Annotated in this window: 10 protein-coding genes; 6 read left to right on the plus strand and 4 right to left on the minus strand. The window is 63.3% G+C overall.

The window, feature by feature from the left end:
- Nucleotides 1–76: 76 nt before the first annotated feature.
- On the minus strand, nucleotides 77–613 hold the full coding sequence (locus tag ACFQV6_RS26965; protein ID WP_378030387.1) for a flavoprotein: 537 nt from the start codon (nucleotides 611–613) through the stop codon (nucleotides 77–79).
- Nucleotides 614–625: 12 nt separating this feature from the next.
- A complete protein-coding gene (locus ACFQV6_RS26970; RefSeq protein ID WP_378030388.1) occupies nucleotides 626–1837 on the minus strand; it encodes a helix-turn-helix domain-containing protein in 1212 nt (403 codons plus the stop codon).
- A 679-nt stretch (nucleotides 1838–2516) separates the two neighbouring features.
- Between ACFQV6_RS26970 and ACFQV6_RS26975 the strand changes: the two genes are divergently transcribed.
- The 3 genes from ACFQV6_RS26975 to ACFQV6_RS26985 all read left to right on the plus strand — a co-directional run bounded on the left by ACFQV6_RS26975 (nucleotide 2517) and on the right by ACFQV6_RS26985 (nucleotide 5184).
- A complete protein-coding gene (locus ACFQV6_RS26975) occupies nucleotides 2517–3266 on the plus strand; it encodes a hypothetical protein (protein ID WP_378030389.1) in 750 nt (249 codons plus the stop codon).
- Between the two features lie 381 nt (nucleotides 3267–3647).
- The gene (locus ACFQV6_RS26980; RefSeq protein WP_378030390.1) at nucleotides 3648–4778 is read left to right on the plus strand and encodes a tyrosine-type recombinase/integrase; all 1131 of its coding nucleotides are present in this window, start codon (nucleotides 3648–3650) and stop codon (nucleotides 4776–4778) included.
- Nucleotides 4779–4968: 190 nt separating this feature from the next.
- Nucleotides 4969–5184: a helix-turn-helix transcriptional regulator gene (locus tag ACFQV6_RS26985; protein WP_378030391.1), complete on the plus strand. Its 216-nt coding sequence runs from the start codon at nucleotides 4969–4971 to the stop codon at nucleotides 5182–5184.
- 1635 nt (nucleotides 5185–6819) lie between these two features.
- On the opposite strand, the gene ACFQV6_RS26990 is transcribed toward ACFQV6_RS26985, so the two are convergent.
- On the minus strand, nucleotides 6820–9123 hold the full coding sequence (locus tag ACFQV6_RS26990; RefSeq protein WP_378030392.1) for an ATP-binding protein: 2304 nt from the start codon (nucleotides 9121–9123) through the stop codon (nucleotides 6820–6822).
- Nucleotides 9124–9308: 185 nt separating this feature from the next.
- Here ACFQV6_RS26990 and ACFQV6_RS26995 point away from each other — a divergent pair, with 185 nt between their 5' ends.
- From ACFQV6_RS26995 to ACFQV6_RS27005, 3 genes are all read left to right on the plus strand, one after another.
- On the plus strand, nucleotides 9309–10175 hold the full coding sequence (locus tag ACFQV6_RS26995) for an SAM-dependent methyltransferase (protein WP_378030393.1): 867 nt from the start codon (nucleotides 9309–9311) through the stop codon (nucleotides 10173–10175).
- Nucleotides 10176–10328: 153 nt separating this feature from the next.
- Nucleotides 10329–11468: an SAM-dependent methyltransferase gene (locus ACFQV6_RS27000; RefSeq protein ID WP_378030394.1), complete on the plus strand. Its 1140-nt coding sequence runs from the start codon at nucleotides 10329–10331 to the stop codon at nucleotides 11466–11468.
- 540 nt (nucleotides 11469–12008) lie between these two features.
- Nucleotides 12009–12230 carry a multiprotein-bridging factor 1 family protein gene (locus tag ACFQV6_RS27005; RefSeq protein WP_378030395.1) on the plus strand — a complete coding sequence of 74 codons (222 nt, stop codon included), beginning with the start codon at nucleotides 12009–12011 and terminating at the stop codon, nucleotides 12228–12230.
- 53 nt (nucleotides 12231–12283) lie between these two features.
- Here ACFQV6_RS27005 and ACFQV6_RS27010 read toward each other — a convergent pair whose 3' ends face one another.
- Nucleotides 12284–12964, minus strand: a complete 681-nt coding sequence (locus ACFQV6_RS27010; RefSeq protein WP_378030396.1) for a hypothetical protein — start codon at nucleotides 12962–12964, stop codon at nucleotides 12284–12286.
- Nucleotides 12965–13814: the final 850 nt, after the last annotated feature.

The raw sequence follows: 13814 nt of genomic DNA on the forward strand, positions 1-13814 counted from the left end.
GTTCAACGGCTATGTCCCCGCACAAAAATACGACCCGCACAAAAGTACGGGTCGCGAAGTTCGGCGGTCGGGGTTGCTAGCGGCTAACGGACGTTCTCAAGGCATCCGCCAACCAGGAGGGTTGAAAGCACTGGACTACCACGTCGCCAGTTCCTGACTGAACAGGATTCGCTCCGGGAGCACCGCTTTGAATGTCGAGAAGATGAACCCCTGCCGCGATGAGCGTGTCAAGAGTCCGTTGCCATGCGGGGTGATTCCACAGTTTCTGATTAACCATCGGCGCGACGAAAGTGGGCACTCCAGCTCCGATGGACTCACACACCAGACTGACGGCGTAGTTATCTGCGATCCCCGAGGCGATCTTGTTAGTGGTGTTGAAGGTCGCGGGGCAGACGACGACGGCATCAGCTGCAGGAGTTCGTTTGGAGTCCATCGGCGGCCGGAAGCCAAACCGCACGCCCAGGTGGTCCTTTGTGCCGGAGGTGATCCACTCCGCCGAAGACGCGGTGCCAACAACGTGGGTCTCCCAGCTGGCATCCGTCAGGGCTTGAGCCATTTCACCGACTCTTTGCGCAAGCGGAGCTCCGGAAACTATCAGGACTACTACTGGCATGGAGACAGCATGTCAGTCCAGAACGCCGGAGCGCACAGCAAGGTTGTGGAGCGCTGTCGACTTGGAGCGTTTCGAGCGGGACAGCATCTCACGCACCATCTCGCGTACGACGACGTTGTAGCGGATGGCGTTCGGGGCTACACGCTCGGCTTCGAGCAAGTGAAGAATCGCTTCGGAGTCTCGTTTGCGCTGCGCCTGAGCCCATGCGAGATCGAGATACACCTGTGCACGGCGACTGTTCAAGCCTGACGGCAAGGCGTCCGGATTCACAGCTGCTGCTACCTGTAGGGCTTCCCCTGCATCACCCAGCTCGGCAGCAACGCTGACCCGATGAATCGCGACGTTTGTGGGACCGAAAGCCGTCCAGGCGAAGTTGGCATCATGGCCGAGCATGCCAGCCAAGCTTTCCGCATGGTCAAGCCGCTGGTATGCCTCGCTCCGGTCAGTACGTCGGCCAGCGATCACCGCGCTGATCAACCAGAGCGCGCCAGCCACGGAGACGAGCGTTGGCGCATCAGACCTGGCTTGCCGTGAGATGCGCGTCGCCATCTTCATGGCAAGATTCTCCGCATCCTCAGGGCGATCCGCACGAAGTAGCGCACAGACAACTTGGTATGCCGCCATACCTTGCGCTTCCAAAGATCCAGCTTCCAGGGCTGCGGTAGCGCACCGGTCTGCCGCGAGTTGCGCCAGATCAGCAGCGCCCATTTTGGTAAGGAGCTTCGCAGCTACAACGTAGGTCGACACATAGCTGAGCAGCATCTCGCGACGGTCCGAAGCATCAACCACTTGATGAAGGGAATCTGCCGCCAAAAGGATTTCCGGTAGATCTGTAACGACCGCCTCGTATTCCGCCGCTTGGTATCGCATGTGAGCATTCGAAGCAAGCGAACGTAGCCCTGAAAAATCTATGACTGGCTCAAAGTCCTCGCCAAGTAGATGGTCATAGCGGGCAAAATATCGCCGGACGTCATCGAGGTCGGCAGGGGTGGTGCCGCCGTTTGGTGCATATTGCCAAGGGCGGCCCGTCAATGATTCGACGTCTACGTGAAGAACTTTTGCCATGTCGAGAAGGATCGACATCCTGTCGACAGATCGCACTCCGCGTTCGACTTGCGATAGCCATGACTCCGACCGGCCGATTAAGCCAGCGAGCGCTGTTTGACTCAGTCCTCGACGCCGCCGGTAGGCCGCAATCCGTTCACCAAGCGATCCGGAAACCATGCCTCAATCGTCCCACATCGCATCAGCCTTAAAAAGGCCGTAGCCAATGTCTGATTTACGCGTGGCGCCTGGTGGGGCCGATCGGCCGCCGGATCTTGTTCAAACTTTCTGTACGTCTTCAAGGCGGCCCGAAACGGGCCGCTCACGCCGCCGCCTGGGCGCGTGCCCGTGCCGCCGCTGTCGCTTGGCCCGGACACGCAGGCAGCCCGTCGGCTGGCGTGCAGGAGCGGAGCCGGGCCGCAGCGACGACAGGGATGGCGGTGTTGTGGGGTGGGTTCAATTTGGCCGGCAGCTGACCGGCACGGCCAGGGCGACGCGGCCGAGCTGCCGCGCCGGGCCGTAGCGCGCGTTGCGGTCGTCGGTGCCTGGGGCGGCGGCGCGCAGTGTGTCCGGGCCGCACTCACGATCAAGGGCGCTTCGCGTCGCAAGCGACGGCCGCACGCGGCCGCCCTTGAGTCGTGAGCCTCTGCGGCCCTAGCGATCAGGGTTAAGGGGCAGGCCGATGGCCTGCCCGCATCTGGGCGCGCACCGCCACCCCCGTCACCGACTCGGCGTGCGTACCGCCCGGTGTGTCAAGGCGAAATTGACGTCAGGATCCAGCGAACAAGGATGACCATAACCTGGCCTGGATTCTCGTCCGATCCTCCGTGGGCAAGCCCAAGAGCGTAACGTGGCCCGGGTGTATGAGAGCCATTCGGATCTGCCAGACATTGACGAAGCGACGCCTTTGTGGCGGTATATGGACCTACCTCGCTTTGTAGACCTCTTGCAAAGTCGTGAGCTGCACCTTGCTCGGGCCGACAAGATGCAAGATCGATGGGAAGGGGCATACGGTCCTACAAATGCCGCGATGCGACCTCAGGTTTATGGCGAGCACTTCGACGCGATGCAGGAGCAATTGCCAAAGGTCGCGGTGCATGCTCGTACGCACATCTTTCTGAATTGCTGGTACGCATCCGACTGTGAATCGGCCGCCATGTGGAGCATCTATGACCGTGAAGGCCGAGGGGTAGCGGTCCGCACTACCAAGCAGCGATTGTTGAAGTCGCTTACTGGATCGAACCGCGTGCATGGGGCAACTGTGCAATACGTGGACTACTCGAATCATTGGATCCCTGAGGGAAACCTGTTTAATCCATTCCTTTTTAAGCGTCGCAGCTTCGAACACGAGCGCGAATATCGCCTTTTGACACTTTGGTCTCCTAAAGCTATCCGCGTCGACGAGCACAACACCGTCATTGAAGCGGAGCCGGACAACCCTCCAATCGGCCTACGCGAAACCATCGATTTGACTGAAATGGTTGATCAAATATTTGTCTCACCGGAGGCATCGGGATGGTTTCATAGGGTCGTGCAGCAACTGGTTAAAGACTACGGGCATAGCTGGGCGGTGCAACATTCGGATCTGTCAAGCGATCCCATCTATTGAGCGAATTCCTGCTCCACGCGAGCGTAGGCGTAGGGGCTAGCTCGGCAGGTGGGTGACTAACTGGGTGACAATCACAGGTGATCTAGGCGGACGACCATGGACGGTAGTGGACTGGTCGATGCAGGTCACAGGAACGTTGACCAAGCTCATTCAAGATCATGAGTTGCCTGGGGGTCAAGGGGTCGCAGGTTCAAATCCTGTCAGCCCGACCAGTGTTTTGAAGCCGCTGACGAGGACGAAAGTCCTGGTCAGCGGCTTTTCTCATTGATGGAAACGACGGTCTCAAGATCGCTCTAGTGGATCTTGTGGTCACAACCGTGGTCACAGCGGCGCCTACCGTTGGTGGAGTCAGCTCAGCTCTGTGACCACGGGGGTGCCCAGATGACCGTCGGCTCGTACCAACTCTCCACCAAGAAGACCCTCTGGTACTTCGTCATCGACCTGCCACCCGGCGACGATGGGAAACGGCGTCAACACAAGCGACGTGGATTTCCCAGCAGGACCGCAGCCGAAAAAGCGGAAGTCGAGGCCCAGAAAGCGTACGGCGAGGCCAGTATCGGCGCGGACGGCAGCGTCGCGGCCGAGCTGACCGGCTGGTTGTCGGAACGGGAACTCGACATCGAAGAGACCACACTCGACAACTACCGCAACCTATTCCGGATGTACGTGATCCCGCACATCGGCGGCCGGCAGCTCTACAACCTCGACAAGCGGACGGTTCAGGACTTCTACAAGAAGCTGCTGCAAGAAGGTGGCTCCGGCAAGAAGCCACTGTCGCCGACGACGGTGCGGACCGTGCACCGAGTACTCATGAAGGCATTCCGCGATCTCGGTATCGAGCTCGGCGCTGTTCGGCAGCCGCGCCCTGCCGAACGGGAAGATCATGGTCGTAAGGGCGTGTGGACGCCGAAGGAGTCCAAGCAGTTCCTCAAGTTCCATCGCGACTCCCGGCTCTACGCGGCGTGGGCGCTCGCGGTGGTGGCCGGGACTCGGCGAGGGGAGATCGCGGGCCTGCGTTGGTCCAAGGTCGATCTCGATCTTGGCATCGTCTACATCCACATTCAGCGCACGATCTGTGGCAACAAGGTCATCGAGAAGTCACCGAAGGGCAAGAGCCGGCGCCCCATCGCAATCGGGCCTGCGATGGTGCGCGTACTACGCGAGCACAAAGCTCGCCAGGACGAGGAGAAGGCCGCCGCCGGATTGCTCTACCACGACTACGGATACGTGTTCCCGCGCGAGGACGGCGAGCCGTACTACCCGCGCTACTTCACCGATCGCTGGGAAGGTGCGTGCACGGCGGCCGATGTGCCGGTTATCGTCCTGCACGACGCCCGGCATACCTCGGCGACAGCCGGCGCGGACGCCGGTGTGCCTGAGCACGTCATGCAGAAGCGGCTGGGCCACGCCGACGCCCGGACGACGCGTGAGGTTTACACCCACGTACTTCCCGAGAGCGAACGCAAAGCCGCCGAACTGATGGACTCTGCCCTTGGCGAAGACTCCGCCTGATCTCCTGGGAGGCGCATGAACCCGTCGGTCGAATTTTAGCCCGCGCCGGACAACAGGAGACAGCCCCGGACAACTGCTGCCGTCGTCATCGTTGTGATGCGCTTAGTCAAGGAGCAGGCCTCACAGCGGGTCCCCGTTGGTGATGAGAAATGCGCCGCTCCGCAGTGCACGCCGAGGTTAGGGGGACCGAGTGTCCAAGCGAGTATGGACGGTTGCGCAGGTGCGCGAACTCGGGTTGGCGACGGACGTGGAGACGGCAGCGTCGGTGCTGGGCATCGGTCGGACTACCGCTTACATGCTGGCTCGTTCCGGTGAGTTCCCGGTTCCCGTCATTCGGGTCGGAAAGCGCTACGTCGTCTCGGTCGAGGGTTTATTGGGTGTCCTCGGTGCGACTGCTGCGTCCTGACCGGCGGGCGATGAGCCTTGTTCTCTTCGCGCGGGTGAACTGGCGGCGGGGTCATGAGGCTCTTGTGGCCGCTGCCGTACGACGCCTTGAGACGTGCGCGAATTTGGGGAGCAAGTGGAAACCACTCCGATCATGCAAGTGGCGGACTTGACTTTGTCCGGCGCTGACGCGGGCGTCATCGACTGTATTGCCGAAGCGATCCGGACTATTGCTGTGGCAGAACTGCCATGAACACAGCGGCTACGACCGATGATCCAGAGGACCCGGCTGGCCGGTTGCGCGCACAGACCGGTCCCCGCACCGTCGCCCCTATGTGGCCGCGCCCTCTGCTAACCGAAGGAGAATGGTGCATCTATACCGCCTTGTGGAGCTTCGGGAACTGGGATGGTACTGACTGCATCCCGAGTCACGAGCGGCTTGCCGAGCGGGCGATCTGCTCGCGCGGATCGGCCGCGGCGGCTGTGCGCAAATTCGTCCGGTTGAGCTTGGTTGTGCGTGAGGAACGCAGGCGTGACAACGGCTCTAATAAATCGAACGGGTACGTGATGGTCGAGGTGTGCCCCGATGGGCTGCAACCCAAGCTCGCCGCCGCGATCAGTTCGCATGCCGCCAAGCTGGGTCGAGAGCGAGAGGTCCGCAACCGGCATAAAAAGCCCGGGAAGGGTTCCCCGGTTGCGGATCCCACGGATGGTGAGGGCGGCAGGCAGAACTCCGAGGGGGGTAGTCCCGGCGATGTACCCCCCTTCGCCTCCGCTGATCGAGGGAGGTGCATCTCCGGAACTACCCCGGGGTTGTTTCCAGGAACTACCCGGAGGGAGTCCTGGGGATGCACCCTTGACCAATCCCTCGTACCTATCCCCTTCCTTCCAATCCCCATACCCCCCGTCGCTCACTGACGCCGCGCCCACGAACGCGAGCGACGCCGTGGCCGCGCCGGAGGCCACCGCTGCGGACCATGGGGCCGGGCCCGTGGTCGCGACCTCGGGCGCGGCCGAGAGGGGGTCCGCGCTCGGCGACGAAGACAAGGGGATGCTTAACGCCGCTGTCGCCGCCGCTGTCGCCGCTCGGCATGGAGTCCCTGGTTGGGCCGGACCGGCCGTCGTGGCTGCCGTCCGGAACGCACTCGCCGACGGTTATCCCGTTGCCGTGGTTGCCGACTGCATTGTTGCCTTGGCAGTGGACGCCACTGGCACCCGTTACCCAGGTCGGCTTCGCTTTGCCCTTGCTGCTGACGCCTGCAAGCCGTCTCGTCAGCCCGGGCCGTCGTCCGATGACCACTATCGACACCGGGCACTTCCCCGCGACGTGGGTCGCTGTCGACGGCACCCGGACCAAGCCGCTGACTGCCCGCTCGATGACCATCCTGCCGAGATGCGTCCTGGCGTTGGAAACCTCAGTACTAAAGCCGCCGCTGAGTTGGCTGCCGTCCGGGCGATTTTGCCGAAGGGCGGGCCGTTGACGCAGTTTGCGCGTTCTGTTCGCGGCTCACGCCGGCTCGAATCCGGGGGGCTGTCGTAGCGCGATGACGGCGCGTTCTGCAGGCGTGATGGCTGTGGTTGTTCAGGCGGCTGCCGATGGGCTGGCGGAATCAGCCTAATGCAGCCCGGCGGCCGCAGATTCGGAGGAGGGCTCGACTTAGTTGGCGTTGTTGTCGGTTTGCTGGGAAGCCCAGGCAGCGAGTGCGGCGCGATTGGGGAGTTCCAGTTTGTTGAGGACGTTTCGGATGTGGGTGTCCGCTGTTCGTGCAGCGATTCGGAGACGCCTGCTGACCTCGGGGCTGGTGAGCCCTTCGGCGACGAGGAAGGCGATCTCCCGTTCTCGAGTGGTCAATCCGGTCTCGTCGGCGCTGGTGCGACGCGATACGGGCTCGCCGAGCGCTACGCGGAACGCGTCTTTGTGGCCGCGGTGACCTGCTGCAACCTCTCTTTCGGCGGCGAGCTCGCCTAAGACGTCAACGATCTGCGTGTAAGCGCGGTCGTGTCGTTCCGCAAGCGGCCGGAGTCCTGCGATGACGACACCGGTCTGCTGTTGCCGCGCGAGCGAGGCGCCGAGGAGCCAGGCTGCTCGGCGGGCTTCGGCGTGCGGGTTGGCTGCATGTGGCAGTTGTGCGGCGAGGATCCAGGCGCTCAGTGCGAGGCTCCAGGTTCCGCCCCAGGAGTCGCCCATGTCGCGTTGCATTCTGAGTCCGCGGCTGATGAGTTCGGTTGCGTCTGTGGTGTTCTGTGCGCGCAGAGCCGCGAGTGCGGCTCCCCATAGTGCCCAGGAGATGGCCCATGGTGCACCAGCTTGTTCGGCTTCCTTAAGGTACAGGTCATTTGCGGTGATCGCGGCATCGGCGTGTCCGGCGAACGTGGTCGCGATTGCCCACATCATGGTGGCCTGGTGCCGGTCGCCTTTGGCGTCTGGCGTTGCGGATAGTTGCCGCGCTGCCAGAAGGAGACCGATGGCTTCGGGGGTGCCTTCGAGAAGTGCGCTGCTGCCGCCGTCGGCGAAGAGCAATGGCGGGATCGTCCCGATGCCGTGCTTTTCCAGCAGAACCTGTGCCCGCTTTAACGTTGACCTTGTGCGATCACGGCTGCCTTGTGTGGCAGCAATCCATGCTGAGCAGGCGCTGGTAGCGGCATAGGCGATGGAGCCTTGGGGGGTGTCGACGTTGGAGTCGGGTGCAGCCAGGACGCGTTGTAGTGCGTCATCGGCGGTCTTGAGGAAGCCCCAGAAGAAGGGCGCTCGTGAGCGCACCAGGTTGATGCAGATTTCGCGGGCGTCGGTGTAGGCGCCGGTCGCCATGCTGTGATCGATGGCGCTCATGATTTCGGGTTGTTCCCGGCGGACTGCGGCCAGGGTGTCCAGCTCGGTGGGGCAGAACCATGCGGTGGCAGCTTGTGCTAGGAAGGCGCGGTAGTAGTCGCGGTGTGCGTCGCGGGCTGACCGTGTTGTACCGGCCTGTTCGAGTTGGCGTAGCCCGTATTCGCGCAGGGTGTCGAGCATGCTGTAGCGGGCCGGGTGGGTGGCGGTTGCTGGGGTCAGGACGGATTTGTCGACGAGTCCGGTCACCGCGTTGATGACGCCGGCGTCATCGATTCCGGCGGTCTTGGCGACGGCTTCGGCCGCTGCCAGGGTGAAGGACCCGAAGGCCGATGTTGCGGTCCAGACTGCCTTTTCTGCTGGTGTGCACAGCTCGTAGCTGAGGTCGACGACGCGTTCGAGTTGGGCGGTGTGGCCGCCTGGCCGGTCGGTGCTGAGCAGGGTGAAGCGGTCTTCGGTGCGGTCGGTCAGTTCCTGTAGTGACAGAGTCATAGCTCGGCTCGCGGCGAGTTTGATGGCCAGGGGTAGACCGTCGAGGTGTCGGCAGAGTTCTTCGACGGCGCGATCGTCGGCCAGTGCGGCTGGGCTTGCCCCGGCTGCCTCAGCAAGCTCGACGAACAGACGTGCTGAGTCCGGCAGTTGAAGGGGAGGCACCAACACTGTCTTTTCGCCGTCGACGCCGAGCCGCTGCCGCGACGTAGCCAGTATCCGCAAATGCGGTGCCGCCTGCAGCAGTGTGACGACTACGGATCTGAGCTGCGGTACGAGCCGATCACAGGAGTCCAGGATCAGAAACACTCGCCGGCTCGCCAGGTGGGCCAGGATGATCTCAAGGCCGGCGGACTGCTGGTGTTGAATGCCGAGCGCCAGCATCATATGGCTGTACACGCGGTCGATGGATACCTCGGTTTGGCTACCGAGCCCGCTGAAGTCAATCATCCAAGCGCCGTCGAAGTGCGGTGCGATCTGGGAGGCAACCCGGGCGGCAAGTCGGCTCTTGCCGACGCCGCCGCTGCCGGTGAGAGTCAGCAGCCTTCTGTTTCTCAGCAGCTCAGCCGACTTCTGTAACAGGTCGTCGCGGCCGATGAAAGGCGTCAGGTCAAGGGGAAGGTTTCCTTGATGATCAGCGATCACGACGGGAACCATACCGTGATCTACGTAGACCTGTAACTAAGACCTACGTCAATGCGCAGACGCGCGATGACCTCGGGATCGCCGAATATTCATGATCAGGGGGCGGCGTCGACACCTCCGGCACAGGAGTTGTGTCGCGGCGTATGCCGGACCGATCCTTCGACCGCGCTGACAGGAAGGGCAACATGACCGTAGTGGACGGGGCTCATGAGACGGCGGTCCGCGCGTTCTATGACGAAGACGGCGGGGAAGGCGCCGGGCTGGCGTATTCCCTGTTGATGGGGGATGTCTGGCATCACGGCGATGCTGCAGTGGAGAGGGCTGGCGGCACTCCACGGGAGGCGGCCGAAGCCATGCAGCGACGGTTGATCAAGCATGCCGGGCTGCGTCCGGGTAGCACAGCGCTCGACTTCGGGTCTGGGCCTGGAGGTGCCACGGTCGAGATGGCGGCGATGTCCGGCGCGCGGTTCGTCGGTGTTTCGAACACTGGGACTCTCACCAGTCGGGCACGGAAGTTGGCGGCCGATCGTGGGTTGACCGATCAGGTCAGGTTCGAGACCATAGGCGATTTTGACTATCGGACGCTGCCGTCGTGGCCGGATGGGCATTTCGACGCGGTGTTCTTCTTGGAGTCGGTGTGTCACCTGCCGGCCAAGGCGGACTTCTTCACCGCGGCTTTCCGCGTGCTGAGGCCTGGCGGACGTCTGGTGGGACTGGACTGGCTTGAGCGGCCATGGGGCCGCTATCAGACTCGGGAGCAGATACAGGGAGTCACCGGGCCAGTCTGTGAACACATCAGGTTGGCCGGCCTGGGCACGTTGGAGGAGTACGCCGCTGCGATGACCGCGGCGGGCTTCGAGGTGCTGCATGCCGCAGACGAGTTCAGCGGCGAGCTGTGCTGGGGTTCTACTCCTGTGCAAGAGCGCGACAGCTGGCTCAACTACAGCGGCCCCTCCGGAACGTTGTTCCAGGCCGGCAAGCGGGCCCTGGACCGGGCGAGGGGTGAAGGGGTCTTCACAGTGGGCTGGTGGGTGGCCGCCCGCCCCGCCTAGTCCGTGATATGTGAACTGATTCGGGTCGGCCGTCGAACCGGCCGACCCTCACTCGCCTACAGGCCTGCCAGATTCATCAAGGACTACTGCGGCGTTAGCCACACACCGAGAGAGCAGGGCGCAGGTGTTTGACCACCTGACCTGGGAGACGCAATGACGACCCATCGCAGGCGCCCGAACCGCCCGAACATCAAGCTGGGAAAGCGGCGCGAGGCAATGGCATCGCCCCATCTTCCGGGACACCGCATGAGCCGGACCGAGCTGGCCGACGAGGTCAACCGGGCGCTGCGTGAGCTGTACCCGGATGACAACCCTGCCGCCTACGAGGTAGACGGACCTTGGATCGGCAAGCTGGAGCGGGGCGATCACCACTGGCCGTCCGATAGGCGGCGCGCCGCGCTGCGACGCGCCTTGAAGGCGGAAACCGACGCGGAGATCGGGCTGCACATCGCACGCGGTGAGAACCTGCTGACTCCTCCTCCCATCGTGCGTGAACACGCCACGATTGACACCTCCACCCCCCATCCCGCGCGCCGATACAACTACTGGCTCGGAGGCAAGGACAACTTCGCGGCCGACCGCGAGTCAGGCGATCAGATCGCCCGAGCGTTCCCCACCGTGGTCACCGCGGCGCGGTCTAACCGAGCTTTCCTGCGCCGCGCCGTCAGGTACCTCGCCGAGAACGGAATCCGGCAGTTCCTGGACATCGGCACAGGCCTTCCTGTGCCCGACAACACTCATGAGATCGCGCAGCGCGTCGCGCCGGCGGCTCGGGTCCTCTACGTCGACAACGATCCGATCGTGTTGACGCACGCACGAGCACTGCTGAGAGGACATCCACGCGGCCGCACCGGGTATCTGGAAGCAGACGTCAGCACCCCGCGAACCATCTTGGCCAGCCCCGAGTTGGCTGCCACTTTGAATCTCGACCGTCCCGTTGCGCTGTTGCTGGTCGCGGTGCTGCACTTCATCCGCGACGACGATCAGGCCCTGACCATCGTGAAACAGCTGCTCGGCGCTCTGCCGTCGGGTAGCTACCTGGTTATCAGCCACGCCACGATGGACTTTGCGGCACCTGCAGAGCACCAGGTGTACGAGCAGATGTATGCAGAAGGCCGTACCGACGCCAGAGCCCGGCCGAAATCGCAGATCAGCTGCTTCTTCGAAGGGCTGGACATTGTGGCGCCGGGCATCGTCACGGTCAACGACTGGCGTGCCGAGGATCTCGACGACCCTGACAGGCCAACGTCCGCCGAGGTAGCCATTTACGGCGCCGTAGGACGGGTGCCCTAACGGCATCGCCACAACGCACCATCCGTGTACCCGCCCAAGGGATGAACCCCTCATCTCTAATAGGCGGGTACACGCTTGTGGGAAGCATCGTGTGCGACCTATCTCGGACGGTAAATAGGCATTCCCTGGCGGTCAATCAGACGCCAGTATTAAGCGGTGCCGCCCGGACATTGGCCGTCCGCCGGCATATGGCGGACGAGGTGCACTATCACTGCTGTTCCCGGCATCCTCCGCATTCAGCTCCCGGGAGTATTCCCGTGGGCCCATCGACCAACGGCGAGTAACCGGCGTCTGCAGCGTCATCGGAGGTCTCAGGGACCTCAGATGACTCCACTGACAACCATGGGGGATGGCGTGGCGACCATGCATATCGCCGGCTCTGCGGAGGCGGCACATCAGGAAGGGCTTACAAGACTCGCTGACCACCCGCCACGGGCATCACGAACGGGGGAGGACGCAACGGCGATGGAACCGTCCGGGAACGGGGACCACGGCACGGATCCTGGACTCAGCTTCGGCCGACGGCTGCGGCGAGCGCGTATGCGTAAGGGATGGTCGCAGCTGCAACTAGCCAACCGCATGAATGAAGCCGCCAAGCATCACGATGGAACCGCACAGCTTTGCTCCCTGGTCGTGATGATCAGCAAGTGGGAGAACGGTGCGAAGGTACCCGGGGAGTACAACCGTCGACTGCTTGCTGAAACTCTTGGTATCACCGTGGCTGACCTCGGGCTGGCCGAGGATCCCGACTTCCTCTGGTGATCCACCTCGAGGCCCGCTGCGGTGGCGATGATGCCATGGTGAAGGTGGTGCGATCAGCCTTCGCCGCTGTTGTCCACCGTCGTCAGAAAGCCGATCGCTGCGGTGAGGGTGGCCGCGTAGGCGTGTAGGGCCTCGGCGAAAAGATCGGTGGCATCGACCGCGCCGTAGCCGCTGGCAGCGACCGCCGCCGGGTAGTCGTAGACCGCTGGGACCTTGCCGTGCAGTTGCTGGCTGATTACCTTTGTCAGCTGCTCGTAAGCGGCGGCGATTTCATCGTTCTGTGTCTCGACCACGTCGGGCCGGGCCTGCGCCGCCGAGGCGAACCGGACCGCCGGCAAGTAAAGGAACAGCGCGGCGATGAGATCGGAAGGTTTGACCCCGACCGGGTCGGGAGGCGGAATAGGCTGCCGCACCGCGACAGCTTGGGCAACCTGGGAAGCGTAGACGGCGTAGAGGGTGGCCGCCTGCGTGAGGACCACCATGCTCTGGGCGTGAAAGCTCTCCGCCGCTGACTCAGCATTCGCCGCGACCACCTTCAAAGCGTCCGGCGATGACGGCCGCGACGCGTGAACCTCTCGATGGTGGGTGCTCTGCTGCACGACGGTGAAGGCCAAATTGACGGTGACCGCCGCCGTGTTGCACGCGGCGGCCATCTCGTTCAACGTTTCGCGGACCGCCTCCGGAATCCGGGTTCCGGCATCTGCCGCCAGTAACTCATGCAGGCTGGCGCTCATAACGTAACGGCCCCCGCTCATCGTTCATCTGCGGTACGGACGAACCCTGATCCGCCTTAGATCCGTTGCCATCGGTGCTGCTCAGCGCGCCGGTTATCTTCGCGGGACAACCGGGAACAACCGGAGACAACTATCAATCATCTCATCAATGATCAAAAGTCGATGCGTGACCGGAACTCAACGAACTCTAAACGAGTGTCGCAGGCAGGGCCAGACAGGTGTGAGGAGCGTGCGTCTGCCGGCCTCCCGAAAGCACATTGCCCGGCTGGCAGTGCGGTACAACCAGCGGATCAGACGATACAAGCGACGAGTAACACCAACGGTCCACGCTGGATGTGGGCCGGTAAGCCGGGCGGAGGGACGAATTACACCGCCGTTGAGCCGTCCTCGTGTGGCGGCCTCCGCGGCTGAAGGGTCAACGACTTGGCACCGCGGTAGTCGGAGCTCAGAGAGGGGCACGTGGCGCCGACGCTGTGCGACGGGCTTGCCGTTGACCGCGTCGTGCGCCGCCTTGATCACCGCCGTGTTGCTGGTGGGGGCGGGCGTTGCGCTTGCGGTCACCCCTTCCGGAGCTGGCCGCTATCAGGCTGCCTATGCGGTGTTCGCCATTGGCGACATGCCGCTGTTGGCCGACCCTCGCGCGTTTAGCTCGTCGGGTCCTGTCCGCGAAAGTGTCGGCACCGCGCGATCGGCTGACGGGAAGCTGACGACCGATTGGGGACGTGCCGTCGCCGGCCAGGGGCAGGCCACGTCCGTCGGGACGTGGCGGTGCTGAGCGGCGTGGCCCGCGCTGGCCTGGTCACCATGTCGTGCAGCCAAGGGTCGCCGCGGTGCTGATATTCGAGGGTGT

It is taken from the genome of Actinoplanes sp. GCM10030250 (genome assembly GCF_042666575.1).
In the GTDB taxonomy this organism is placed as follows: Bacteria; Actinomycetota; Actinomycetes; order Mycobacteriales; family Micromonosporaceae; genus Actinoplanes.